The following is a 25503-nucleotide window of genomic DNA, read 5'->3' as shown; positions in this document are numbered from 1 at the left end:
ATGGAATGGCAACGCGCGCGCGTGGCCGAGGAGGGCACGCACCACGTCGTCTCTGGCGAGCCCCTTTACGACGAGCGGTTCGACGAGGTCCTCGCGTTCCATGCGCCGGGCCTCGCGCCCGTGCGCCGCGCGGACGAGGCCTTTCACATCGACGTGTTTGGACGGGCCGCATATCCGCGGCGCTTCGAGCGCACGTTCGGCTTTTACGAGGGCCGAGCCGCCGTGCGCGGGCGGGATGGATGGCACCATATCCTGCCGGAGGGGACCGACCTCTATCACGACCGTCACGCCTGGTGCGGGAACTATCAGCACGATCGATGCGCCTTCCGTGACGATCGCGGGCTCTACGGCCACCTCGATCCCGGGGGTCGTCCGATTTCCGCGACGCGATGGCGTTATGCCGGCGATTTTCGCGAGGGCTCGGCCGTGGTGCAGGCCGAGGACGGGCGTTCGACCCACGTTCGCGCGGACGGCACGCTTTGGCATGGCCTCTGGTTCGTGGACCTCGACGTGTTCCACAAGGGGTTTGCCCGCGCGCGGGACGAATCCGGGTGGATGCACGTGGATCGGGGAGGGCGGGCCATGTACGCGCGCCGATTCGAGGCGGTCGAGCCGTTCTACAATGGCCAGGCGCGCGTCGAGCGATTCGACGGGGGACGCGAGGTCATCGACGAGCGAGGCGATACGATCGTGGAGATTCGGCCCGCCCGCGCGACCGATTTCGCCGCGCTCTCCGCGGACCTCGTGGGGCACTGGAGGACGGATACGCTCGCCGCGGCCGTGTCCCTCGGCGTATTCGACGGTTTGCCCGGCACGGAAAACGCTCTCGCGGAGCATTGCGGGACGCCCGTCGACAAGATGCGGCGTTTGCTCCGGGCCCTCGCGGAACTCGGCGTGGCCACGCGGCGACCCGACGGCGACTGGATCGCCACACCCAAAGGCGCGTTTCTCCGCGCGGATCATCCGCTCACGCTCACCGGCGCCGCGCTCGAATACGCGGGACCGCTCCGGGAGCGGTGGACCTCTCTCGCGAGGGCATTACGCGCCGAGGTCCATCGGCCCGACGACATCTTCCGCGAGGTCGCGCGCTTGCCGGAACGATGCCGCACGCACCACCGCATGCTGGAGAGCTACGCCCGGTACGATTACGAGCCCCTGGTTGCGTGTTTGCCCATTCAGGCCGGCGATGTCGTCGTCGACGCGGGCGGAGGCACGGGCACGCTTGCATCTCTCGTCGCCGCGACGTGGCCTTCGAGCCAGGTCCTCGTGCTCGATCTCCCGGGCGTCGTGGCGGCAGCCGAGCCGAGGGCCTCCGTTCGGTTCGTCGAAACGAACCTCTTCGAGCCCTGGCCTGTCTCGGCCGACGTCGTGCTCCTCGCGCGTGTGCTCCACGACTGGGACGACCCCGACGCGATCCGCCTTCTCGCCCGCGCGCGTGATGCATTAAAACCAGGCGGCCGCATTGCCATCGTGGAAATGGTGCTCGACGAAGTCGGACCCGGCGGTGGGCTCTGTGACCTCCACCTCCTTGCCGTGACGGGCGGCCGTGAGCGGACGCGCCACGATTTCGAGCGAATCCTCGACGCCGCGGGGCTCCAGCTCACGCGCGTGCAAGCGACGCCGTCCCTGCCGCAAATCCTCGTGGCGTCGCCCGCCTGACGGCTCTTGGTAGGCCCTTCCCACGGAGCCCCCATCCGATCCATCATCCGACGCATGAAGCTCTGCGGCTTTCGCATCAGCAATTACCACAACAAGGTCCGCCTCGCTCTCCTGGAGAAGGGCATCCCGCACGAAGAGGATCCGAGCTGTTTTCCCTCCCAGGATCCCGAGTATCTCGCGCGATCTCCCATGGGCCGGGTGCCCGTCCTGGAGACGCCGCACGGCGTCGTCTGCGAGTCGCAGGTGATCTGCGAGTACCTGGAGGAGGTGTACCCGGACAACCCTCTCTATCCGCGTGATCCGTTCGCCCGCGCCAAGGTCCGCGAACTCATCCAGATCTTCGAGCTCAACATCGAGCTCGTCGCGCGGCGTACCTACCCTTCTGCGTTCATGGGCGCTTCGCTCACCGACGAGGCCAAGGCCGCGATCAAGGCCGATCTCGCCAAGGGCGTCCGGGCCTTCTTGCAGCTCGCGAAGTTCGATCCGTTCGTCGCCGGCTCCGCGTTCACCCTCGCCGACTGCGCGGTGGCCGTGCACTACCCGCTCGTCTCGCTGGCCACCCAGCGCGTGTTCGGCGCGGACGTCTTCGCCGAGGTGCCCCAGGTCGTTGCGTACGTCGAGAGGATCGGCCAGCGGCCGCACGTCGCGCGGGTCCGCGAAGACAGCCGCGAGGCGTTTGCCCAGCTCATGGCAAAACGCCGCGGCTGAGCCCTCTTTCCAATCGACGACGGCGGGGGCGTTCGTGTTATAAGCCCCTCGCCATGCCTCTCGTCCCGCCGAAGAGCGCCCGCCCTCCGCGTGAAGCCCACCGCCTCGACGAACCCTCGCTCGCGCGCTGGCTCGCGGCGAACGTCGACGCGTGTCGCGGCGGCGGCGTGGTCACCGCGCTCCAGTTCCAGGGCGGTCAGTCGAACCCGACGTACTGGATCGGCTTTTCGGGCCCCGATGGAGACGTCGAGCTCGTTCTGCGCAAGAAGCCGCCGGGGGAGCTCCTGCCTTCGGCGCACGCGGTCGAGCGCGAATACCGCGTCATGCGCGCGCTCGCCGGCTCGGACGTACCCGTGCCCGACGCCCTCGCGCTCTGCGAGGATCCGGCCGTGATCGGCACACCGTTTTTCGTCATGCGCCACGTCCCGGGCAGGATCTTCTGGGATCCGCAGCTTCCGGGGACGAGCGGCCCGGACGAACGCCGCGCGATCTACGACGACCTCGTCCGCGCGCTCGCCGCCCTCCACCGCGTGGATTACGCGGCCGTTGGCCTTGGCGATTATGGCAAGGTCGGCGGGTTCGTCCCGCGCCAGGTGCAGCGCTGGTCGCGCCAGTACGAGGCCTCGCGCACGGGTGATGTGCCCGCGATGGAGGCGCTCATGGCCTTCCTCGGAAAGAGCGCGCCCAAGCATGACGAGACCACGCTCGTCCACGGCGATTATCGCATCGACAACGTGATCATCGCGGCGAACGAGCCTCGCGCGCTCGCGCTCATCGACTGGGAGCTCTCGACGCTGGGGCATCCGGTGAGTGATCTCGCGTATCTCTGCATGGGGTATCACCTCGCGCTGCCGGGGCGCGGCAGCCTCGTCGGTGCGGATTTCGGGGCGCTTGGCATTCCCGACGAGAAGGGGCTCGTCGAGATGTATTGCAAGCTCACGGGCCGGGGCGAGATCGAGGACTGGCCTTATTTCATGGCGTTCGGCATTTTTCGGTTGGCGGCGATCGCGCAGGGCGTCTACAAGCGCAGCTTGCAAGGCAACGCGAGCTCGGAGAGCGCGGGCGCTTTTGGGGCCGCGGTTTTTGCGCTGGCCGATCTTGGATGCAACATCGCCGGGGTTCGCGCGGGCTAGTCATCATGGGAGCACGGAGGAACATCATGCGGGGGTTTTTCGCGGCAATGCTCGGGATCGGTCTCCTCGGATGCGGGGCCTCGGAGGCCACGCTGGACGGCCCGGATGCGCCCACGCAGGCGTCGATGGAATGCGAGGGCCCGCAGCCGCCCGTCGTGCAGAACGTGCGCTGGCTTGGCCCCGCAAAGGACCCGGGCAAGGCGCCGCTCGCTGGCGTGGCCGTCGAGGTGAACAAGGCCTTTGCTTTCGAGCAAGGCGTGGAGATCACGGTGCGGGAGGTCAAATACACGCCCGTTGCCGCGGATCGGAACCTCGCCATGGCGCGGGTCACGGTGCGTCACGGGAGCGAGACGAAAGACGTCAGCCTCGGGCGTGAATTGCCGGGCGGGAAGGTGTGTTATCAGCAGGCGACGGGGGTCTGGGTCGGCCTCGTGGAGACCGTGCCGAACAAGGCCATGCTCCGCGTGGGTTTGCCCCCGGCCGAGCCCTGAATGTCTTTGCATCGGCCGCATCGCGGCCGATGCACCAACAGTCCAGCGCTTGCGCTGGTCCGGGTCCAGGGGTGGACAACCCCTGGTCGGGCCCGGGGTGAAACCCCGGCGCTACGCCATCAGAGCCGCCCGTCGACGACGCTCCAGCTCACGTTCGCGAAGAAGTCCTCGAGGTACTTCGCGCGCTCGGTGGGCTTGAGGTACGCGCTCCAGGCGTGCTCCCAGAGGTCGAGCACCACGATCGGGCGGTGGCCTGCGGGGTGGCCGACGTCGTGGCGGTCGATCCAGTAATTGTCGAATTGGCCGCGCGTGGGGTCGAAATACGTGATGGCCCAGCCGACGCCTGGCATCTTGGCGACGCCGAGGAAGTCCTTCTTCCAGTCGTCGAAGCTGCCGTACTGGCGCGCGATGGCCTCGGCGAACCGCGAGTCCTTGCCGTCCGTGGCCTTTGCCGTGAGGTTGTCGAAGTAATACTCGTGGAGCAGGACGCCGTTGATCTCCCAGCCTGCGCGGCGTTTCAGCTCGTTGTACTCGAACGTGCTCGCCTTGTTCTCGGCGACCATCGACGCGAGCGTCTCGTTCAGCTTGTTCGAGCGCGTGACGTATCCATTGTAAAGCGTGAGGTGGACGGCGACCTGATCGTCGGTGATGCCCTGCAGACCCTTGAGCGCCGAATAATCTTTCGCCGTGTACTTCGCCGGGATGATGGCCATGTTCGCCTCCTCTTTCGCGTCTTTTCGTAGGTGCGAAAGGGAAGCGGCGCAAGGAAGCCTCCAATGCGTCGGCAGCTCTCCAACACGTTGGCAGCCGTGCCGAAAGATCGGCCGCTTCAGTCTGCGGCCTTCGCGCAACGCACGCCCGTGCTGACGTGGCCCGTGGCGCGGTCGAATGCGTACCGTGTCGTCGTCTTAGCGGCGCTCGACACGAAATCCCAGGAGCCGCCGCGGATCACGCCCTTCGCGCCTGTGGGAACGAGTGGGTCCTTGCGCTCGGCTTTGGTGTAGGCGCCCGGATCGAAGGCGTCCGCGACCCATTCCCAGACGTTGCCGGCCATGTCGAGCGCGCCGAAGGGGCTTGCGTGATCGGGGAACGAGCCCACGGGCATCGTGCCTTTCGCTCGTCCTGGGCACTGGCCCGCCGCGCGCGAGAAATTGCCGAGCGTGCACGTGGCGGGCTCCTCGCCCCAGGGATAGAGACGCTCGTCCTTGCCACGCGCGGCGTATTCCCATTCGGCCTCCGTCGGCAATCGTTTGCCGAGGAATGCGCAGAGCTTTGCCGCCTGCCCTTGGTCGATGCAATTGATGGGGTGGCGCGCCTTCGCCGGATCGGGCTCCGTGCAGAAGGGCGCGAACTTCGTGGCGTCGGCCTCGTCCACGCCTGGCCCGTGCACGCCGCTCCGCGTGCATTTCCCCGCGGCCACGCAGCGCGTGTACTCCTCCGCTGCGACCTCGGTGCGGTCGATGTAAAACGGCTTCGAGATCGTCACGGTGTGCGCCGGTTTTTCGGTTTTGCCTTCCTTCGCGTGCCCCATCGTGAAGCTGCCTGCGGGCACGAGGACCATGTCCGCCGTCGGGCTCGGGAGCTCCACGTGGCCAAACTCGGGGCCCATGCGGGAGACCGTCGGAATGGGCTCGATCTCGCCTCGATTCTTGATCACGAAGGACGCCGTGAGCGCGGCCGCGACGAACATGAATGCGCCGGTCGCCGCGAAAAGAGAGCGCCGCGAGGAGACGGGTTTGCTCGTGCGGGCTTCGGTGATCTGGGGCGAGGTCGTGAGCGAATCGTGGATGTCTCCGCGGACCACGGTGGTGCCCGGCGCGTCGTCCTCGATGGGCGAGGGGAGCGCCTCGCGCAGCGCGTCCCAGAACAGCCGCGCCGAGGTGTATCGGCCGCGTGGCTCGATTGCGAGCGCCTTCTGGAAGACGGCCTCGATGGCGTGGCTCGTGCGTACGCCGTGGGTGCGGGGCGTGGGCCGGAGCGAGACGTCGGTCGTGGCGATGTAGAGCTGCGTGACGTCGTCGCCGACGAGCGCGCTTTTGCCCGAGCAGAGCTCGACGAGCACGAGCGCGAGCGCATACACGTCGGTCCACGGCCCGGTCGCGCCGAACCTCCGATTGAATTGCTCGGGCGCACCATAAAAGGGCGTGAAAATCGACGGCGCGTGCCCGGTCTGCTCCATCGCGCGGGTGATCGAGGCATTGTCGGCGATGACCTTGGCGATGCCGAAATCGAGCACCTTCATCGTGGGCGCGCCGGCGGGGGTGTGCGGGGCTGCGCCCCCCACGTCGCTCAGGAAGAGGTTCGCGGGTTTGATGTCTCGATGCGCGATGCCCTCGTCGTGCGCCGCGGCGAGCGCGAGCGCCGCGGGTTCGAGCAGCGCCGCGGCGTCGGCGAGGGGCATGCCTCCCTGTTTGTCCGCGTTCCGGCGCGCGAGGAATGCTTCGAGTGTCTCGCCGTGGAGCCATTCGAGCACGAGATACGGCGCCCAGACCCCGCTCGGGGCGACGGCCGCGCCGACGTCGAGGGCCTGGACGACCGAAGGTGTGGCGCGCGAGAGCTTGCGGAGCAGGCGCCCTTCTTCGAGGAAGCTCTGCTGGAAACGTTCGCGTTCGTCCGGGGCGAGGGTAGGGGGAATCTTCAGGCACTTGACGGCGACCGGCTCGCCGAGCCCGAGGTGCTGGGCGCGGTACACGATGCCGAACCCGCCTTCGCCGACGACCGCCTCGATGCGGAACTTGCCGTCGATGGTTTGGCCCACCCAGGCGAAGGGATCGGCGAGAGCAGCAGACGCCATGCAGGTGCCGAGGATAACGCGAAGGCGAGCACCGGGGGAAGGGGAAGCTTTCGCTTATTCGGTCTCGGACGGCGACGAACAGGCCCGGGGTCCACCGGTCCCCTCGGGGGGACGAAGGCGGAGGCTTCGGCTACCCTGAGGACCCATGCAGACGCGCTCACCGCTTCCCCCGGGACCCGAGGAGCCGCCTTTCCTCCAGGCGATGCGCTTCGGCCGCGACCCTTACGCCTATCTCGAAGACTGCGTCCGCCGCTACGGCGACGTATTCACGTTACGTTTGCCCGGCGACCCGCCGCGCGTGGTCAGCAGCGATCCCGCGATCGTGCGGCAGATCTTCGCGCTCAAGCCCGACGATTATGCCCAGGGCAAGCAATCGTTCCCGATGAACATCGGCGAGAACTCGCTGCTCTTCCTCGACGGCGATCGGCACCACCGCGAGCGCCAGCTCATGATGCCGCACCTGCACGGCGAGCGATTGCGCAGTTATGCCGCCTCGATGTGCGCGTGCACGGACCGCGTCGTCGATCGCTGGAAGCCCGGCGCCGAGCTCGCCATTCACAGCGAGCTGCAGGACATCACGCTCGACGTCATTCTTCGATGCGTCTTCGGCGCAGAAGACGACAAGCGCGCGGCGCGTATTCGTGGCCCGCTGCTCACGTGGCTCAATGGGGCCATGACGCCGGCGCTTTTTTTCGCCTCGGCGCTCCTCAATGCGAACCGCGTGCGCGCCATGCTCGACACGGTCGTGCGCCGTCGCCTCGCGGGCGGGCCCGTGCCGCGGCGGCCCTTGCTCCCGTGGGAGAAATGGGGCGCGGCCAAGGCCGAGGTGCTCGAATACCTGCGCGAGGACGTCGAGCGCTGCCGCAAAGAGGGCACCGCGGGGCGCTCCGACGTGCTCGCCTTGCTCTCGGAGGCCCGTTACGAGGACGGCGGGCTCATGGACATGGAGCACGTGCAGGACGAGCTCGTCACGTTGCTCGTCGGGGGCCACGAGACCACGGCGAATTCGCTCACCTGGGCGCTCTGGCACGTGCTCTCGCGGCCGGAGGTGCTCGCCGAGATCCGCGCCGAGAGGAAACGTGTCTTCGGGGACAACCCTTTCGATCCGGCGCGCGCGGGTGAGCTCGTTTATCTCGACGCGTGCATCAAGGAGGCGATGCGCATCACGCCGATCGCGCCGGCGGTGGGCCGCCATCTGAGGCGCCCGATGCGCATTCGCGAGTACGAGATCCCGTCGGACACGATCGTGTGGGCTTGCGTCGCCCTCGCGCACCGGCGCACGGATACGTGGGGCGACCCCGCGCGCTTCCGGCCCGAGCGGTTCCTCGAGCCCGGCGCGGCCCCGACGAACCATTTTTTCCCGTTCGGCGGCGGAAGGCGGACCTGCCTCGGGATGGCGTTCGCCGGCGTCGAAATGCGGATCGTGCTCGGGCGGATCCTCGAACGCGTGGAGCTCCGGATCACGCCCGGGTCGAATGCCCAGGCCGAGATCCGGGGGATCACGATCACGCCCTCGAAGGCGCTCGAGATCTCGGTGGAGCGGCGGCTACCCTCGCGGAGCTCGTAGCTCGGCCAATGCGCCGTGCAGGAACGCCGTGACGTTCTCGGCGCTCCACGTATTTCCCGGCAAGAGCCCTGGGGTCTTCGTCGTCAACGTCCCCTGCGCATCGATCGTCACGCGTCGCCCCGCGTCGAAGGACTCGCCCTTCACGCGGGCGACCGCGATCTCGCCCGGCCACGTGCGCTGCAGGAACGTCACGACTTGCGCGGCCATTTCGTCCAGGTTCTCGATCCGCGCGACGACGGCTCGATCCGCGGTGAGCACGATCTCGGTGATCTCACTTCCGGCCAGGTAAAACACGATCGACTTCGCCCGCGCTTCCGATCGCGCGAGCACGGCAAACTCCGGCGCCACGGCGACGGCCAGGGCTTGCATCAGGTCTTCCTTGAAGTGATACGTACCCGGCCGCTCGGCCGGCGTGAGCCAGCCGTGCTCGTTCAGCTTGGCCACGAGCCGCGGAAGGTTCTCCTCGGAGAACACGCGAAACAGCGATTCGTCGAGCCCCACGAGCTTCTTTGCATTCAGGAAGCCGACGAGGGCCGCGAGCTCCTCGATTTCGAGCGTATGAGCTTTCATCGTTTGCCCTAATCCCACAGGCCGTTCCAGGTGTCGGAGGCCCAATCCTTCGCGCCCTCCCAGGCGTCGGACACCGTCTCTTTGGTGGCCTCCCAGGCGTTCGAGACCCCGTCGATCCCGCCGACGACCCCATCCATGATGACATCGCCCGCGCCGTCGGTGAACTTCTGCCCGCCGCTGCGATCGGGCAGTTGGTCACGCCAGTACGAGATTCCGGACCGCTGACCGGAGAGCGGGCTCGACGTGTCGCGCCCCTCCTGGCCGAGATAATCGTATCCTGGGCCCTGGTTGTGATAATTGTACAGATACCCCCCGGCGTCATGTACGGCGCCGTGATACCCGATCGCGGAGTCGTTGCCGTCGACCGCCGCATTGCCCGGACCGACGAGGCCCCCGGTCGGATTGAGGAGCGCGCCGAATACGGGATCCATTCCCAGCGCATCGCCGGCGACCTGGCCATACCGGAGCTGCGAGGTGCTCCCCATGTGGTCGCCGTGGAGCCAGTTGTTGACCCCGGGGGGCGGATCCATGCCCTTTTCCGCGGCGATCCGCTCCTGCTCGGCGAGCGCGGCCTGATACCTCTGCCAATCCTGCTGGATCTGCTCGAGCGGCTTGCCGCGCGCCTCCGCGATTTGCCGGAGCGCCTCCTGGACATCGGGGTGGTTCGGGTCGTGGCGATGCTCCCAGAGCGTTTGCATCGCCTCCTTCAATTGCTCGGAGTTCGCCCCTTGCCATTCCTTGCCCACGAGCGTGGACAGATATTCGTCCGTGAAGAGCGCCGCCACCGCGTCGCCGGGTGCGAGAGGCCCGATGAGGACCGTGGGAAACCCCATGGCGACGACGCCATCGTGCCGCGTCAGATCGCCCTTGCGCGCCGCGGGTTTGCCGCCGATGAGCACGGTGGGCGCGCCCGTCTTGATCACGTCGGTCGGGCCCTCGCATTGGCAGAGGTCGTCGATCCGCGCGGCCGCCTGTCCCCCAATGACGACGGTCGGACACCCCGGCGGGAGAATCGGCCCCCCGACATGCGCCGGACAGGTGTGCGCATCACCAACACGTGCGGCAAGCTGGGTCATGGCTCGCACGCGATGGTATCAGAGGAGGGCCGGCGAGCGCAGCAAAAAGTAAATGAGTGGTTTCGAGGGGTTGGGGGCGCGGGAGATCCGCCCAGCACAAATCCCCCTTCCCCTCCCACCCCCGCTTCCCGTACTCTCCCCCACCATGTCCCTCGATCCCCCGGATCCCACTCTCTACGTCCGCGCCCCCATCATGACCGCCGAGGGGGGCATCACCCTCTGCCGCGCCCTCTTCGCGGCCTGCCCCAAGGACGCCTCCACGGCCCTCCTGAAATCCGCCGCCAAGATCAACACCGCAGCCGACAAAGCCCAAACCGCCCTCGCCATCCGCCAGAAAGCCCTCGGCAAAGTCTCCGACGACGCCGCGCGCCTCGTCGATCAAGCCGGCGACACCTCCTGGAGCGCCCTGCGCATGCGCCTCCTCGCATTCGCCGACCTCCCGATCGCCAAATACCAGGACGCCAAGCGTGCCGCCGAGCTCGTGACCATTCTCTTCGGGCCCGACGGTCTCTCCTTCCTCAAGGAGACCTATCCCGTGCAATGGTCCACCGCCGACACCATCCTCAAGCGGATCGACGAGGAGGGGCTCGAAAAGGACATCGATCGTATCGCCGGCAAAGTCTTCCTCGACAACGTCCGCGCCCAGCACGAGCAGTATGGCGCCATGGTGCAAGGCATCCTCCTCCGCGAGCAGGCCGAAGGCGTCAACCTCGCCGACCACGTCCGCGCCATGGGCCGCGCCATCGTCGAATACGCCACCAAGGTCTGCGCCTCCGTCGACGAGGACGACGAATCCAGCATCGCCTCCGCCCGCTCCGCCCTCCGCCCCCTCGACGCGTATCGCGAAGCCGCCGCCCGCCGCGGGAGCAACGAAAAACCACCCGCCGGCACTGAATCCATACAGCCAGACTGATCAAAACCACCCGCGCGAGGTCGATCGACCTCCCGAACCGCCTTCGAACCGCCCCCAAACCCCTCCCTCGACCCGCCGGATTGTAAGGCAAACAAGATTCAGGCACTTCGGCGACCCCGAGGAAGTGCTTTCATCGACGCCGCCGAGGTCGAAGGACCTCTCCCATTGTCCTTCCAAGCCGTTCGGGGAGGTCCGTCCAGGTCGGGAAGCCCGTCGCATCCGGGCTCTTTGGTTTATTCCGATGGATCGGCTCGAGTGAACCTTGGTAAGAGGGAAGCTCGGGCGGGCCATGAAGCTACGTTACGATGTGCTCCTCGGCGAGGCGCGGGACATCATCCTCTTCATCGGTGACGACGGCCGGATCCTCGAAGCGAATCCGGCAGCTTCCCACGCCTACGGATATTCGCAGGACGAGCTCCAGACGCTCACCATCCGCGATCTCCGCGACCCCGACACCCAGGCCGAGATCGGCCCGCAACTGGCGCGCGCCCTCCACGAGGGCTTGCTCTTCGAAACGTCGCATCGCCGCAAGGATGGGTCCACGTTCCCCGTCGAGGTGAGCACGAAGCACATCGACGAGGGCAAGACGCTCGTCAGCGTCATTCGCGACATCACCGAGCGAAAACACGCCGAAGCCGAGCTCGTCCGCGCCCGCGAGGAGCTCGAAGAGCGCGTGCAAGAACGGACCGCCGAGCTCGAACACGCAAACGCCAAGCTGCGCGAGCAGGTCGAGGCCCTCGAAGCCGCCCGTCGTATCATCGAGCAACAAGCCGAGGAGCTGCTCGACCGGGGCGCGCCGATTCTTTGCATCCGTGAAGGGCTGCTCCTTTCGCCCCTCGTCGGTCCTTTCGACGCACCACGCGCCTCGCGTTTTTCCGGGCGCGTGCTCGCCGCCATCGCCGAGCTCCGCGCACGGCTGCTCCTGCTCGACGTGACCGGGGTGCCCCGGCTCGATTCCGTCGCCGTGCGCGCCCTGCTCGACGTGATCGCCGCCGCGAAGCTCGTCGGCGCGAGCGTGATCGTGACGGGGATCCGCGCAGCCGCGGCAAGGGAGCTTGCGACAGGCGGGTTCGACGTGTCGGGGTTGTCCACCTATTCGACACTCGCGCGCGGGCTCACGGAGGCCTTGCGCAGGATGAGCGCAGAGGCCATCACGAGGCGCTGAATCCCGCAGGACCGCCGAGGAGACGGAAGGTGAACGACTACCTGGCCACGACGGACATCATTGATTGGCAGCATCCCGAGGTCGCTGCGCTTTCGGCCGCGCTGGCGAAGGGCGCCACCGGGCCGGTCGAGACCGCACGGCGCTGCTTCACCTGGGTGCGCGACGAGGTCCGCCATACCCTCGACATCCAGGCCGGGCCGCTCACGTGCACGGCCTCGGAGGTGCTGCGCCACCGCGTCGGCTTCTGCTACGCCAAGAGCCACCTGCTCGCTGCCCTGCTGCGTGCCAATGGCCTGCCTGCCGGGCTCTGTTATCAGCGGCTCGCCCACGAATCAGGCTTTTGCCTGCACGGCTTCAATGCCGTCCACCTGCCGGGTCTCGGCTGGTACCGGATCGACGCGCGCGGCAACAAGCCCGGCATCGATACCGTCTTCGAGCCGCCAAGCGTTCGGCTGGCCTACGCCGCGACGGCGCCCGGGGAGGCGACCGATCCGACCGTGTATGCGCATCCGCTGCCGGTCGTCGTGGCCAAGCTGCGCGCGTATGCGGACTGGCAAAGCTTCGCCGCGGATCTGCCGGATCAAACGCTTGCGACCGTATGAGGATCGAGAAGAGACATGAGGGGACGAAAAGATCGGATTGGAAACATCATCCGGATCAAGATCGACGACAACACCTTCGCATATGGTCGTGTCATCGACAGCGGCTTCCTGGAATTCTACGATCCGAAGATCGCCGCAAACGAATCAGGGGACGGCTGGCGCGAGCTTGCGGGCTCGAAGCCGATCTTCACGCTGTCCGTGCACAAGAGCTGGAAGAAGAACGAGAACTGGGTGGTCGTGGGAAACGAGCCGCGGGACGTCCCGGCAATTCCTTCGCAGTTCATGCAGAACATCGCCGATCCATCGGACATCAAAATCATCGATTCTGCCGGGCAAGCGAGACCTGCCAGCATCGAGGAGGTCCAGGGGATCGAAAGGCTCGCGGTCTGGGAAGACAATCACGTCGAAGACAGGCTGCGTGATCATCTCGTCGGCCGACCGAACGTCTGGGTCGAACAACTGAAACCCAAGCGTCCTTCCTGAGACGCCGAGGGCTTGCCCTCGGCGGAATCTTCTTCACCGCTTCCGCGCAATCGTGAGCCCGAGCTGGTCGAGCGCGTCCCTTAGCCCGCTCGCGAGATCCGCGCGGGAGCGCAATGTCCCGAGATCGACGCCGGCCTCGACCATCGCGCGCGCCATGTGCGGGCGTACGCCCACGAGGATCGCCGTGGCGCCGAGCAATTCGACGCCCCGCGCCGCGCCCATCAAATGCTCGGCCGTCTCCGCGCCGACCGAGGGCAAACCCGTCACGTCGAGCAGCACGACGCGTGATTGGTTCTCCACGACCGCCTGGAGCAGGAGGGGCGTGAGGTGCGCCGCGCGCGCGGCGTCGAGCGCTCCCACGAGCGGGAGCACGAGGATCCCCGGATAGAGCGGGAGGACCCGCGCCGAGAGCTTCACGATTTCCTCGGCCTGCGCGCGCACGAGCTTCTCGCGCGCCGCGAGGTACGCGTCCGCGAGCGCCGCCGCGCCCATGTAGCTCACGCGGGCCCGGAGCTGCTCCCAGTGGACGCGCGCTTCGAGGTCGTCGCCAAAAAAGATGGCAAAATCCTCGGTGACCACCTCGAAGCCGATGAGCATGCCTCGCAGGATGTCCGTGATGGTCACGCCGAGCCCCGAGCGTTGCTCGCCGATCGCTCGGAGCAGCGCCGGGAACGCTTGCGATTCGCTCGCTCGAAGGTCCTGACCCATCGCCTCGAACGCGCGCTTGAAGGCCCCGCGCCGCGCCTCTTTCGGTAGGTCCCGGTAAAAGGGGATGTACGCGGCTTCCACGCGCGCGCACGACGCCGTGACGTTGTCCTCGAGCCGCTCCCAGAAGGCTTCGATCACGCGCTGCATGCACCTGCTCCGCCCGCCATGTTGCACGAGGGTGGGCAGCGAAGGAAAGGTCGCGTGGAGAGTCCCGTTACGTCAGGCGGGGACGTCGACCGGCGACACCATCGTGTCGATCAGCGAGATCAGTCGATCGTGGTCGACGGGTTTCGTGAGGTGATGATCGAAGCCGGCCTTCCGTGCGCGTTTTCGATCCTCTTCCTGCCCGTACCCCGTGATCGCGACGAGGATGGCCGCGCGTGTCTCGCGCTGCGCGCGCAGGCGGCGCGCGACCTCGTATCCATCGAACCCCGGCAAGCCGATGTCGAGCAGGACGAGCTCGGGCTGGAACGATATGGCGATCTGGAGCGTGCTCGGCCCGTCGTGCGCGACGCGGGTCTCGTGCCCCAGGTACCCGAGCATCAAGGCCAGGCTCTCCGCGGCGTCGACGTTGTCGTCCACGACCAGGATGCGCCGCGGCTCGCCTCGGCACATGAGCCCCCGCTCCTCGCTCGTCGGCGCGGGCAGCTCCTCCGCGGGCGCGGCGCGGTGGATCGGCAAACGCACGGTGAACTCGGCGCCCTGACCCGCGCCGCCGCTCTGCGCCGCGACCTTGCCGCCGTGCATTTCCACGATCGTGCGTACGAGCGTGAGGCCGATGCCGAGGCCGCCCTGCGCGCGGTCGATGGCGCGGCTCGATTGTGTGAAGAGGTCGAAGACGTGGGGCAGGACGTCGGGGGCGATGCCCATTCCATTGTCCTCGACGCGGATCTGGACCTCGTCGCCCTGGACCTCGGCGGAGAGCCGGACCTGGCCCCGGCTTTCCGTGTACTTCGCCGCGTTGTTGAGCAGGTTCGAGAGGACCTGCGAGAGCCGGCCGAGGTCCCCTTCGAGCATGACGTTGCCCGGGGGCAGCTTGATCGAGAGCGTGTGCCCGGCCGCGTCGATGAGCGGGCGGCTCGTTTCCACCGCGCGGCTCACGATCGCGGCGAGGTCGATGCGCTCCTTGCGCAGGCCGAGCTTGCCCTGCGTGATACGAGCGACGTCGAGCAGGTCGTCGACCATGCGCGCAAGCTGCTCGGATTGGCGATCGATCATGTCGTGGAGCCGCTCGATGCGCGGGTTGTCCGAGCGTATGCAGTGGAGCACGCCCACCGCATTGCGGATCGTCGCCAGGGGGTTTCTGAGCTCGTGCGAGAGCATGGCCAGAAATTCGTCTTTGCGTCGGTCGGCGGCCCGGAGCGCCTCTTCCGTCCGCTGCCTTTCGTCGTGCAGCGCCGCCTCGGCCCTCTTGAACGCCGTGATGTCGACGAAGGCCCCGATCGAGCCGCGTAGCTCGCCGTTCGGGCCGAGCAGCGGGACGGCGCTGCCGAAGATGGTGATGCGGTCTCCGTCATCGAAGACGAGCTCCTCCTCCCAATCACGCGCGGGCTCTCCGCGCGCGGCTTTTTGGATGGGCAGATTTTCGGGGCGGAGCTCCTTGCCGTCGCGGAAGATGCGTATGTGCGGCACGGTGTCGCCTTCCGCCCCCGTCTTCGAGATGTTCGTCTGCGTGAGGGGCACGCGCATCATCTCGTACGCGGTGCGGCTGGCGGTGATGACGTGGCATTGCGGGTCGTGGGCGATCCAGATGGCGGCCGGCGTCGCATCCATCATCGCCTCGATCTCCTGGGCCCGCGCCCGCGCGCGCTCCTCGCTCTTCCGGAGGCCGTCTTCGAGTTGCTTGCGATCGCTGATGTCCATCACCGACCCGACATAGCCGCAAAAATCGCCCCGCGGGCCGAAGCGCGGGGTCGCCGAGTCGAGCGCCCAGCAATATTCGCCGTCCTTTCGTCGCAAGCGATATTCGAGCCGCATGGATTCGCGCAGGCGGGAGGCCGTGAGGAATTTCGTCCAGATCTCCTCGCGGTCGTCCGGGTGGACCGCGTCGAGCCAGCCGCGGCCCAGGGCGCGCTCCAGGGGTTGGCCGGTGAAATCGTACCAGCGCTGGCTCAGGAAGGTGCAGGCGCTGTCCGTGCCCGTGACCCAGATCATCACCGGGGCGGTGTCCGCCATGTTGCGGAAGCGCAATTCGCTCTCGCGGAGGGCCTCCTCGACGCGTTTTCGATCCGTGATGTCCGTCGAGACCCCGCAGACGGCGTAGGGGTTGCCGTGGCGATCCCGGAGGGGAAACTTGAGCGAGAGGAAGGTATGGACCTTGCCGTTGATGACCATTTCCTCCTCGCCCTCGAGGACGCGCTCGGTGCGGAGCACCTCGAGGTCGTTCCGGCGGAAGACGTCGGCGCTTTCGGGATCGAGGAGATCGTGATCGGTCTTTCCGAGGATCTGGCTCTGGGGCAGGCCGAAGTTCGCCTGCACGCGCGGGTTCGCGAGGAGGAAACGCCCGCTCGCGTCCTTGACGAAGATGGCGGCGGCGGAGTTGTTGATCAGCGCCTCCAGCATCTCCTTGGTCTCGCGGACCTCGTGCTCGGTTCGCACGCGATCGGTGATGTCGCGCCACGTCGCCATGAATCCGTCGCCCATCCGGACCGCGCGCACGTCGTAGGCACGCTGCAAGCGCCCGTCAGGGTCGTCGTTCTCGTTTTCGTAATGGAGGGCCTCGTTGAAGAGGGGCTCGCCCGTCTCGACGACCCGCGCATAACGCTTGATGCCCCGCGCGGCGCGCGGAGCGGGGTAGAGCTCGCGGAGCGTCTTGCCGATCTGCGCCTCGCGCGGGATCCGGTGGAACTCGCAGGCGGCGGCGTTCACATAGTCGGTGCGAAAATCGACGATGGCGCCGGACGCATCGCGGACGGCCGAATAAATGCCCACCGCGTCGAGCGAGCTCTCGACGGTCGTCCGGAAGCGCTCCTCGCTCGCACGGAGCCGGGCTTCCTGGGTTTTTTCCGCCGTCACGTCGAGCGATACGCCGACCATACGCGGCCGCCCGGCGTCGTCCACGAGCACACGGCCGCGGGAGCGAATCCACCGGATGGTGTCGTCGGATCGGCGAATGCGGTATTCGGCAATGAAGTCTTTCCTCTCCGCGAACGCGGCCGCGAAGCGCGCTTGCGTGGGCGCGAGATCTTCCGGATGGACGGCCTTGCGCCAGGTTTCGCCCGACACCGGGCCCCCGTCCGGGTCGGGGCGCTCGCCGAACATGCGGTACACCTCGTCGGACCAGGAGCCGTGCTGCGCCCCCAGATCCCAGGACCAATGTCCTGCCCCGGACGCTCGGAGCGCGAGATCGAGGAGCGCCCCGCTCTCGTCGTGCGGTCGGCAAGACGATCCCAACCCCGTGTCCATCCCGTCCTCCCGTGCTCGCCACGGCGCCAGCGACTCGACTGTGTCCGACGACATTACGTGACATATCGCCACCATGTCAACCAGCCGATGCAACAAGTCCAACCTTTGCGAGTCATAGATTTATTCAAATGGTCAGGGTTCTCCTGATTGCTCGAGTGTTCCTGAGCGCTTGCCCGGGTCCTCCACGGCTGAAACTCCCTCTTTTCGTCCACACGCCCCGCCCGGCGGCCCGCTGCATGCATCTGGCGGCCATTCGCAGGAGGCGATGCGCATGAAAAAGGTTCGCTCTTCTCTCCTCGCCGGACTCTCCCTGGCCGCCGCGCTCTCGATTCCAGCGCTATGCGCGGCGCCCATGGGCTGCAAGAAAGCCCCGACCTCGCAGCCGGAGCAAAGCGCGCCCGAGAAGCCCACCACGGAGCTCATGCAGCGCACGTGGGACGCGTGGAGCACCCTCGATCCGCAGAAGGCCGCCCCGTTCTACGCAAAGGACGAGGGCCTCGTCTTTTTCGATTTCGCGCCGCTCCAGTATCGAGGCTGGAATGCCTACGAGAACGGTGTGAAGAAACTTCTCGCGCAGTTCAGCACCATGAAAGCCAAGGTCCGCGACGACACCCGGATCGAGGCCCATGGCAACCACGCATTGGTCGCAGGTATCGTGCATTTCGACGTCACGTTCCAGGACGGGATGACGGAGTCCTTCGACGCGCGCTGGTCCGTGGTGTGGGAGTGGCGCGAGGGGCAATGGCTCATCATCCACGAGCACCTGTCGGTGCCGATCCACGACGGGCCACCGGAAGCAGAGCCCCCGCAGGGCGGGTAGTTCGATTCTGTCAGCGCCGCGCCGGGGCGCCGCCCCGGACCCCGCGGGGGCTGTTCGCCCCTCGACCCGAACCAGCGCAAGCGCTGGACCTTTCGGGGAAGAACTGCGCGATGCGCAGTTCTTCCCACAGGCCGGTGGGACGGCGTTGCCAGTCGAAACGACAGCGCGGCTGTCTTGATTGGCAGGATCGTTCCTGGTCTTGACTCGGCCTGTTCGATGAACTGCGCATCGCGCAGTTCATCGACCCCGGGTCCAGCGCTTGCGCTGGTCCGGGTCCAGGGGCGGATAGCCCCTGGTGGGGCCTGGGGCAACGCCCCAGCGCAGCGGCTTCATTCGGGATGAGCTGAATGCTCAATCGTCGCCGCGGCCGGCGCGAGACCGTTTGCGTTCCCCTGCGCGCTTTTTTTCGTCGAGGCGTCGCTCGACTGCGCCGCGGCTCGGGCGTGTGGGCTTGCGAGGCTTGGGCGCGATGAGTGCTGCTGCGACGAGTGCGCGGATCTTGTCGTGGGCGTCGGCCAGGTTTTTCAACTGGTCCCGCGTCCTCTGGCTTGTGACGCGCAGCTTGCCTTCGGCGTCGAGGCGCGTGCGCACCGACGCGAGCAGACGCGCTTGCGCTCCGTCGTCGAGGCCCACGATCGCGGCGAGATCGACCCGGACGTCTACCTTCGACTCCACCTTGTTCACGTTCTGACCGCCGGGGCCGGATGAGCGCGCTGTCGTGACGGTGAGGGCCGATGCCGGGATGTGAACACGATCGTTCACCACGATGGCGCCTTCCGGGGGCGTGCGGCTTTCTCGGGGATCCACGGCTCGTCTCCTTCTCTTGCGTGTTGCTGCGCGGAGGTAAGCACCAAGGCAGCCGTTCGTCGAGATACCGGGCTTGAAGCCGCGCATCATTGCCTGGAAGAGCGCTCACCGACGCGGGGGGTCTATTGCCAGGCGACACCTGCGTCCGGTAGAGTCCGGGCCCCGTTGAATTCCTGGGTGCGGGATGGAAGCGGGGACGAGGGCGGCGTGAGCGATCGGCAGGGGATCATCGTCGGGCTCGCTTCGGCACGCGGAGGCGTCGGGCGCGCGATGGCCGTCGCCAATGTTGGGGCGCTGCTCGCGCAGAAAGGGAAACGCGTCCTCGTCGTGGATCTGGCCGTCGACGAGCCTGCCCTGGAGCGTTATTTCCAGGGGCGGGGCGAGGGGCGGAAGGGCGCGGGCGTCGTCCATTTCTTCGAGGGCGTGCGTGCTGCGGCGCTGCCGCTCGTGTCCGGACGCGGGCGGGACGTCCCGCCCGAGGCGGCTGTGCGCGCGGGGATCACGCAGTTCCTCGACGGCGGGGCGGGGATCCGCGTGGTGCCCCTCAAGCTCGGCGGAGCGCCCGCCGAGATGTTTTACTGGCCCGCCGAAGGGGCGCGATCGGCTGTGACACGAGCGCGCGTGATCGAGGAGTGCTCGTGGCTGCTCGCGCCGCTCGCGCAGGCGCTTCGGGCCCGGTACGACGAGGTGCTCGTGAACATGCCCTCGGGGAGGACCGAAGCGACGGCGCTGCTCGCTGCGCACCTCGTGGACAAACTCGTGCTTCTCGTGGATGACGCGTCGCTGGAGGAGGCGATCGATCTCGGACGGTTCGCGCACGCGCGGCGCGCGCTCGTGGACGCGAGTCGGCCGCTCCCGCTGTTTCCGCTGCTCGTGCGCGTGGAGGAGGGCGCGAGTGGGCGCGCGTTCGTGCAGGAGGCGAAGGAGCAGCTCGAAGGGCTGATCTACGAGACGACGAACGTGATGGGCCGGGATCTCGGGCCTTACCTCGGGCTTGCGACGATCCCTTGGAACGAGCGCGCCGCGCGGGGCGCGGCGATCGCGGCGGAGATCGAGTCGGCCGCGGATCCGAAGAGCCTCGCGCACGCTTATCTGCGATTCGTGCAATGCCTCCGGCGCCAGAGCCCGCTCGACGTGGGCGAGGCGGCGCGGCCGAGCTCGCGGGATCTGTGGGCCGCGATCGAGGCGCGGCGCGGGCGATCCGGGCCGGATTCGTCGCCGCCGCCGTCGTCGCGGCTCGTCGTGGAGGACAGGGGCTCGTCGCCGCCCTCCGGGAACCTGCCGCAGAGCGTGCGGCTCATCGAGGGGGATCCGTTCGCCCGCGCGGCGGTGCTGCGGGCTGAGGGGAATTTTCGGGCGGCGAGGAAGGCGTACCTGGAGATCGCGCGCGGCGAGATCCGCGACGAGGGAGGATCACGGGACGCGGCGCGGGCGCTCCTCGCGCTCGGGGATCTCTCGATCGAGTCGGGGGATACGAGCGTCTCCGATTACGGCGAGGTGATCCGGCGCTTCTTCCCGCGGCGATTCGAGGACCCGGAGTTCCTCACGGCCGTGCTGCTCGCGTCGTATCGTCAGGGCAAATTCCACGCGGGCCGCGAGGCGTGGGCCGAGGCGTGCAAGCACCTCGGGATGGCGCTCGAGCTCGCCGAGGAGATGCGCCTCACGGGCGAGCCGCCGTGGCTCCGGGCCGTGCACGCCGATGCGGCCCATGCGGCGGGCGTCTGCTGCCAGGAGCTCGGCTGGGACGATACCGCGGCGAACCATTTTTCAATGGCCTGCGCCGCGGGCGTGGGCGTCACGGGCAGCGGCTATCGCGCCGTGGAGGCGGCGTCGCTCGCGGGGTCGGTGTTTTCGTTCGGGCGCATGGGCGCGTTGGATCGGGCGCTCGATGCGGCGAGGGAGCTCGCGCGAAAGGCGGCCGCGCCCGCCGCGGAGACGCTCTCCGCGTGGTTTGCCCTGGGGGCCGCGAATGCGGCGGCGACGCTCGCGCTCGCGGGTCATCCCGTCAAGGCCGCCACGGCGCTCGCGGGGCTGCGCGAGCGGCTCGCGGGCGCCACGGAGACGCCCTATTTCGAGATCGCCGCCGCTGTCGCCTGCAACGAGGTGACGGCGCTCGACGCCGCGGGGCGGCACGAGGAGGCGGACGCGCGGATCGCCGAGGTGCGCGCGCGTTTCGCGGGGAGCCTTCACCTGCCCATCCTGGAGGCGCTCTGCGCGGCGGAGTGCTCGCACGCGATCACGCGCGCCGCGCGCGGACAGGCGCGGGAGGCGAGCGAGACGCTTTCCGTCCTGCGGGATCGGCTGATGCGCGCGTGGCTCCGGCTCGAAGCGGGGCCGAGCCTGCTCGCGCTGGTCGCGGGGGTGTCGTATTCGCTCGCGCACGTGCTCGAGCGGGAAGGTCGCGTGGACGAGGCGCGCGCGGCGCTCGCGGAAGCGTCCTTGCGCGCGCGCTGGGACGATCCACGGAGGCCGCGGATCCTGGGGCGCGCTGGGCTTGCGCTCTTGCGGGTCGCGTCGATGCTGCAGGGGTTTGGCGTGCCGGCGAGCGAGGCTTCGTTCGAGGTCGCCCGGAAGCACCTGCGGGAGGCCGCGGAGCACGGCGGGTCGGATCCATTTCTGCTTGGTTGCGCCGGGATCCTCGCGCTTTTCCGCGCGGACGAGGAGGAGGCGCGCGGGTTTCTGGAAAAATCGTTCACGCGAGGCGGAGAAGCGGCGCTCGCGCGGGCGTGGGGCGCGGTGCGGGCGGCCATGAAGCCCCATGAGGGCTGGTTCGTCCGCGAGATCGGGGCGCGGATTTCGTCGCTCTCCGGCGAGACGCGCGACGCGCTCGGCGCGCGGGATCCCTCGGGCCTCGGCTGGATTCTCGCGCTCGCCGGCGCCCCCGTCGCCGCGCGGAAGGAGGGCGCTGCCCCAAGCGCGACGCCGCCGGAGGTCGCGTCGGGCGGGGGGCTCGGTCGGGCGAATACGCGGGCGATACGTACCCACGCGGCGGCAGTTTGTCGTCCAGACACATTGCTCTCCACGGAGCCTCCGGTCCCGTGGCTCTCGTGCCCGCTGCTCCTCCTCGAGCAGCAGGACGAGGGCGCGAGCACATCGGCGAGCGGAGCCTCGGGGCGCGCGCGGGGCGAGGTGCCCGAGGTCGCGCTGCCGGAGATCACGTTGCCTGTGCCGAGGACGGGGCCCGAGGGCAATCTCCTCGGGATGCTCGCGGCGCTGTACACGGGCACGTCGGCTTACCGTGCGGCATTGCGGCGGACGACCGTGCACGCGGGGGGCGTGGAGGAGGTGGCGGAGCTCGTGGATGCGTGGCGCGGCGAGGACGGCGAGCCGCTCGTGCGGATTTTCCCGGACGATCCAGCGGAGGAGGTCCTGCTTGCCCATGGGAGCGAGACCTCGCTCGTGCGTCGAGGGCACGTGATCGCGAAATCGACGCTGGAGGATTCGCCCTATGTCGCGCTCGCCGCGGTGCTCTCGGAGGGCCTCGGTGCGGCATTCGACGTCGTCATCTCGGGCGAGGAGGGGCGCGCGTGGATGGCGGTGATCTCGGCGGTTCCGCGCAAGCCGCGCGCGGGATGCGCGCGGGCCCGGATCGAGGTCGACCGGGTGCTCGTCGCGCGGGGGGATCTCGGGGCGATCCGGCGCGTGGTGATCTGGGACGCGCGCGGGGACGAGCATCGATTCACGATGGAGGGCACGACCCGGCTCTTGCCGTCCGCCGCGGCATTCGCGCAACGAGATGCGAGTGCTCCGGCGACGAAGCGGTAACCGTTAGGAGCGCCGAACCTGTTCGGCGCTGCGAGATCGCGAAGCGAACTCGCCTCGGGGGGTGAATCGTCCAGGCTTTGCCTGGATGCTGAGCATTGGTCTCATCGCAAACCGCCGCGCCGGGGCGCTGCCCCGGGCCCCGCGGGGGCTGTTCGCCCCTCGACCCGAACCAGGGCAAGCCCTGGACCGTTCGTGGAAGAACTGCGCATCGCGCAGTTCTTCCAACAGGCCGGTGGCAAGACCAGGAAGGTGCGTTGCCCGCTGGTGACGAGCACGTTGCCTGTTGAATCGTCAGCGCCGCGGTCTTGATGGGCGGGGTCGTCGCTGGTCTTGACCTGGCCTGTTCGATGAACTGCGCGTTGCGCAGTTCATCGACCCCGGGTCCAGCGCTTGCGCTGGTCCAGGTCCAGGGGCGGATAGCCCCGGTGGGGCCTGGGGCAACGCCCCAGCGAAGCGGCTCCCAGATGAGACCAATGATCAGGCCTGGATGAGAGGGGGACGCGAGGCGTCCCCCTCAGGAAGACGGCCAGCGATAGGCCTTGAGCCGCCATTTCGTTTTGGCGAAGCTCGATTCCTTCACGGAGTTCGACTGGTTTCCGCCGAGGAGCACGTAATGGGTGTTCGTCTCGCGAACCAGGAATCCGACGTGATTGCCGGAGGTCGACAAGGACGAATTTGCGGCGCTGGCATTGTAGATGACGGTGATCGCGCCCTGGCGCGCGGTCGTGGGCGAACCCCATTTCACCCAGCTCGCCGCGGCGGCGGAGTTCGTGCCCTTGATCCCGACCTTCTTGAGCACCCAGTTCACGAACGAGGCGCACCACGCGATCTCGTCCGACTTCGCGCGGAGCGTGGTCGTCGCGTGGTACTCGACGATGCGCGGATTGGCCGCCTTCCCCGAGGTCTCGCGGGTGCCCTCTTCCTTGCGCGCGATGGCCATCCACGAGGCGTTGCCTGCGCCGGGATTGGCCGGGGCCGGCTCGGGCTCGGAGGGTTTGGGCGTGGCGGGCGCCGGCCGCGCGGGCGTGGAGGGGGTGGGATCCGGGGCGCCGGCGGGTTGATACTGAAAGCTCGCGCCAATGGCCTTCGCGTCGGGATCGAGGACGGCGTCCCAGGTGCGCGGTCCGACGATGCCGTCGTCCTTGAGGCCACGCTTGCGCTGGAAATGGCGCACGGCGGCATCGGTCCGCGGTCCGAACTGGCCGTCGGGGCTCATGGAATACGCCCAGCGCTTGAGCTCGCGTTGCAGGACGCGGACCTCGTCGCGGAGATGCGGCGCCGCGTCGGGATATCCGGACGGCATTCGCAAGGTGGGGCGGAGCATGCGGCCGAGTGTAAGGGAAGGGCTGCGAAGAGGGAAGATGCGCCTTCAGGCCGTGCGGGCGAACCAGGCGACGATGGCTTCGAGGCGGCGCCGGTCCTCGTCGTCGAAGGCGGCGGGGCGGTCGGAGTCGATGTCGAGCACGGCGAGGAGCGCGCCCGAGGCATCGAGGACGGGGACGACGATTTCGGAGCGGGAACGGGCGTCGCACGTGATGTGGCCGGGGAAGGCGTGGACATCGGGGACGACGACCGTTCGACGCTCCTTTGCCGCGGCGCCGCAGACGCCCTTTCCGAAGGGGATTTCGAGGCAGCCGAGCGTGCCTTGATAAGGACCGACGCGGAGGAGGTCGGGGGCGACGACGCGGTAGAAACCGGTCCAGAGATGGCCGAAGCCGTGATGCAGGAGTGCGCTCATCGTGGCCATGGCCGCGATGGGATCCGAGAGGCCCGCGAGGACGGCTTCGAGCGTGCGGTCCAATTCGTCGTAGGCGCGGTCTTTGGGCAAGTCGCGGAGATCGGGGGTGGATTCGGCCATGGGACGCAGACGATACTACGAAGCGCGAGGGGCGCCACGGAGAGCGTGAAAGAGTGGATCTTCCACCCGGCGTCGTTTATACGCGAAATGGTAGCCGCCGATCCGTACCCGCACGGGCGCGGAGGGGGACGGCGGGCTCGATGGAGGCGCTTGTCATGTCGAAGAAGGTTTCCGCGATTCTTTCCGGGGCCGCGCGTATCGCGACGCTCGGTCTCCTCGCCGCGGCGTCTACGGGCTGCATCGTCGTGAAGATTCCGCCGCCGAAGAAGGGCGACGCGTTTCAGCCTCCGCCCTCCGCGGCGCTGTCGATCAAGCGCGGAGATACGCACCGCTTCCGCATGAACTGCGGCGCCAAGGCGACGTTCCGCTCGGACATCGCCAACGCCGAGCGTCTGGTCATCGAGTTCAAGGGCGAGAACCTGAGCCCCGTCGATCAGCAGACGACGGCGACGCTGCGCCTGAACTGGAACGGCGCGGGCGCGGCCCTCGACCTGCCGATCGGCATTGGCGACAAGGGCGACCGCAGCACGGGCGGCAGCCTGACGGTGACGGGCGACCCCGGCCGGCACGAGGTGACGCTGTCAATGGAGGACGCGCCCGATTGCGGCCCGGTCAACTTCCGCATCGGCTTCAAGTGAGCCTGCGCGGCACGAGCGGCCGCGCGTTTCTTCCCATCCCCCAGACAGACGGATCCTGAAGGCACGACGCGCCGAGGCGCGAACGGCCTTCGTCCGCGTCTCGTTCATTCCGAAGCACAAAAAACCGAAAGGTCCGGAGGACGTTCATCCTCCGGACCTTGTCGGGGCGAGTGGATTTGAACCACCGACCCCTTGACCCCCAGTCAAGTGCGCTAACCAGGCTGCGCTACGCCCCGAGCCGCTCTGCGTGGTGTGTGCCCCGCATCGCGAGGCGGCACCCTAGTCGAACTGTCGAGGATTGCAAGAGCCACGTTCGTCGCTTTTGTACGTCCGTCCCAAAT

General features: G+C 68.0%; 20 protein-coding genes, 1 tRNA gene and 1 pseudogene. 12 read left to right on the top strand and 10 right to left on the bottom strand.

The window, feature by feature from the left end; all coding sequences use genetic code 11:
- The 4 genes from KEG57_RS43845 to KEG57_RS43830 are packed head-to-tail and all read left to right on the top strand — an operon-like array spanning position 1 to position 3991.
- Entirely contained in the window at positions 1 to 1659 is a 1659-nt protein-coding gene (locus KEG57_RS43845) for a methyltransferase (RefSeq protein WP_272459618.1), read from the top strand.
- Positions 1660 to 1713: 54 nt separating this feature from the next.
- Entirely contained in the window at positions 1714 to 2367 is a 654-nt protein-coding gene (locus tag KEG57_RS43840; protein WP_272426899.1) for a glutathione S-transferase family protein, read from the top strand.
- A 53-nt stretch (positions 2368 to 2420) separates the two neighbouring features.
- The gene (locus KEG57_RS43835) at positions 2421 to 3500 is read left to right on the top strand and encodes a phosphotransferase family protein (protein ID WP_272426898.1); all 1080 of its coding nucleotides are present in this window, start codon (positions 2421 to 2423) and stop codon (positions 3498 to 3500) included.
- Positions 3501 to 3505: 5 nt separating this feature from the next.
- Positions 3506 to 3991 carry a hypothetical protein gene (locus KEG57_RS43830; protein ID WP_272459617.1) on the top strand — a complete coding sequence of 162 codons (486 nt, stop codon included), beginning with the start codon at positions 3506 to 3508 and terminating at the stop codon, positions 3989 to 3991.
- Between the two features lie 119 nt (positions 3992 to 4110).
- Here the strand turns inward: KEG57_RS43830 and KEG57_RS43825 are convergent, their stop codons facing one another.
- Together KEG57_RS43825 and KEG57_RS43820 are read right to left on the bottom strand one after the other, a co-directional pair.
- Positions 4111 to 4704 carry a superoxide dismutase gene (locus tag KEG57_RS43825; protein WP_272426896.1) on the bottom strand — a complete coding sequence of 198 codons (594 nt, stop codon included), beginning with the start codon at positions 4702 to 4704 and terminating at the stop codon, positions 4111 to 4113.
- Positions 4705 to 4820: 116 nt separating this feature from the next.
- Positions 4821 to 6785, bottom strand: coding sequence for a bifunctional serine/threonine-protein kinase/formylglycine-generating enzyme family protein (locus KEG57_RS43820; RefSeq protein ID WP_272426895.1), 1965 nt, complete (start codon positions 6783 to 6785; stop codon positions 4821 to 4823).
- Positions 6786 to 6930: 145 nt separating this feature from the next.
- Here KEG57_RS43820 and KEG57_RS43815 point away from each other — a divergent pair, with 145 nt between their 5' ends.
- Positions 6931 to 8352, top strand: a complete 1422-nt coding sequence (locus tag KEG57_RS43815) for a cytochrome P450 (protein ID WP_272426894.1) — start codon at positions 6931 to 6933, stop codon at positions 8350 to 8352.
- On the opposite strand, the gene KEG57_RS43810 is transcribed toward KEG57_RS43815, so the two are convergent.
- Both KEG57_RS43810 and KEG57_RS43805 read right to left on the bottom strand, forming a co-directional pair.
- Positions 8332 to 8922: a hypothetical protein gene (locus KEG57_RS43810; protein WP_272426893.1), complete on the bottom strand. Its 591-nt coding sequence runs from the start codon at positions 8920 to 8922 to the stop codon at positions 8332 to 8334. The two genes, KEG57_RS43815 and KEG57_RS43810, sit on opposite strands and share 21 nt — an antisense overlap.
- 8 nt (positions 8923 to 8930) lie before the next feature.
- Positions 8931 to 9998, bottom strand: a complete 1068-nt coding sequence (locus KEG57_RS43805; RefSeq protein WP_272459616.1) for a PAAR domain-containing protein — start codon at positions 9996 to 9998, stop codon at positions 8931 to 8933.
- A 145-nt stretch (positions 9999 to 10143) separates the two neighbouring features.
- On the opposite strand from KEG57_RS43805, the gene KEG57_RS43800 reads away from it, so the two are divergent.
- From KEG57_RS43800 to KEG57_RS43785, 4 genes are all read left to right on the top strand, one after another.
- Positions 10144 to 10911 carry a hypothetical protein gene (locus KEG57_RS43800; protein WP_272426891.1) on the top strand — a complete coding sequence of 256 codons (768 nt, stop codon included), beginning with the start codon at positions 10144 to 10146 and terminating at the stop codon, positions 10909 to 10911.
- 289 nt (positions 10912 to 11200) lie between these two features.
- Entirely contained in the window at positions 11201 to 12076 is an 876-nt protein-coding gene (locus KEG57_RS43795; protein WP_272426890.1) for a PAS domain S-box protein, read from the top strand.
- A gap of 29 nt (positions 12077 to 12105) precedes the next feature.
- Entirely contained in the window at positions 12106 to 12678 is a 573-nt protein-coding gene (locus KEG57_RS43790; protein WP_272459615.1) for a transglutaminase-like domain-containing protein, read from the top strand.
- 15 nt (positions 12679 to 12693) lie between these two features.
- Entirely contained in the window at positions 12694 to 13161 is a 468-nt protein-coding gene (locus KEG57_RS43785) for an Imm26 family immunity protein (protein WP_272459614.1), read from the top strand.
- Positions 13162 to 13194: 33 nt separating this feature from the next.
- Here KEG57_RS43785 and KEG57_RS43780 read toward each other — a convergent pair whose 3' ends face one another.
- Both KEG57_RS43780 and KEG57_RS43775 read right to left on the bottom strand, forming a co-directional pair.
- On the bottom strand, positions 13195 to 14016 hold the full coding sequence (locus tag KEG57_RS43780) for an STAS domain-containing protein (protein ID WP_272426887.1): 822 nt from the start codon (positions 14014 to 14016) through the stop codon (positions 13195 to 13197).
- Positions 14017 to 14088: 72 nt separating this feature from the next.
- A complete protein-coding gene (locus KEG57_RS43775) occupies positions 14089 to 17274 on the bottom strand; it encodes a PAS domain S-box protein (RefSeq protein WP_272459613.1) in 3186 nt (1061 codons plus the stop codon).
- A gap of 271 nt (positions 17275 to 17545) precedes the next feature.
- On the opposite strand from KEG57_RS43775, the gene KEG57_RS43770 reads away from it, so the two are divergent.
- The gene (locus KEG57_RS43770) at positions 17546 to 18094 is read left to right on the top strand and encodes a YybH family protein (RefSeq protein WP_272426885.1); all 549 of its coding nucleotides are present in this window, start codon (positions 17546 to 17548) and stop codon (positions 18092 to 18094) included.
- A 351-nt stretch (positions 18095 to 18445) separates the two neighbouring features.
- Here the strand turns inward: KEG57_RS43770 and arfB are convergent.
- Positions 18446 to 18859: pseudogene (gene arfB, locus KEG57_RS43765) on the bottom strand (alternative ribosome rescue aminoacyl-tRNA hydrolase ArfB); the annotation flags it as partial.
- Positions 18860 to 19108: 249 nt separating this feature from the next.
- Here arfB and KEG57_RS43760 point away from each other — a divergent pair.
- Positions 19109 to 22666, top strand: coding sequence for a nucleotide-binding protein (locus KEG57_RS43760; RefSeq protein ID WP_272426883.1), 3558 nt, complete (start codon positions 19109 to 19111; stop codon positions 22664 to 22666).
- Positions 22667 to 23180: 514 nt separating this feature from the next.
- Here the strand turns inward: KEG57_RS43760 and KEG57_RS43755 are convergent.
- Positions 23181 to 23990, bottom strand: a complete 810-nt coding sequence (locus tag KEG57_RS43755) for an NlpC/P60 family protein (RefSeq protein ID WP_272426679.1) — start codon at positions 23988 to 23990, stop codon at positions 23181 to 23183.
- 45 nt (positions 23991 to 24035) lie between these two features.
- Complete coding sequence (msrC, locus tag KEG57_RS43750; RefSeq protein ID WP_272426680.1) at positions 24036 to 24524, bottom strand: free L-methionine (R)-S-oxide reductase MsrC; 489 nt, start codon at positions 24522 to 24524, stop codon at positions 24036 to 24038.
- 155 nt (positions 24525 to 24679) lie between these two features.
- Between msrC and KEG57_RS43745 the strand changes: the two genes are divergently transcribed.
- On the top strand, positions 24680 to 25162 hold the full coding sequence (locus tag KEG57_RS43745) for a hypothetical protein (RefSeq protein WP_272426681.1): 483 nt from the start codon (positions 24680 to 24682) through the stop codon (positions 25160 to 25162).
- A 161-nt stretch (positions 25163 to 25323) separates the two neighbouring features.
- Here KEG57_RS43745 and KEG57_RS43740 read toward each other — a convergent pair.
- Positions 25324 to 25398 (bottom strand) — tRNA-Pro (locus tag KEG57_RS43740).
- Between the last annotated feature and the right edge of the window lie 105 nt (positions 25399 to 25503).

It is taken from the genome of Polyangium jinanense (assembly GCF_028435365.1).
This window is presented reverse-complemented; position numbering and strand designations above follow the sequence as displayed.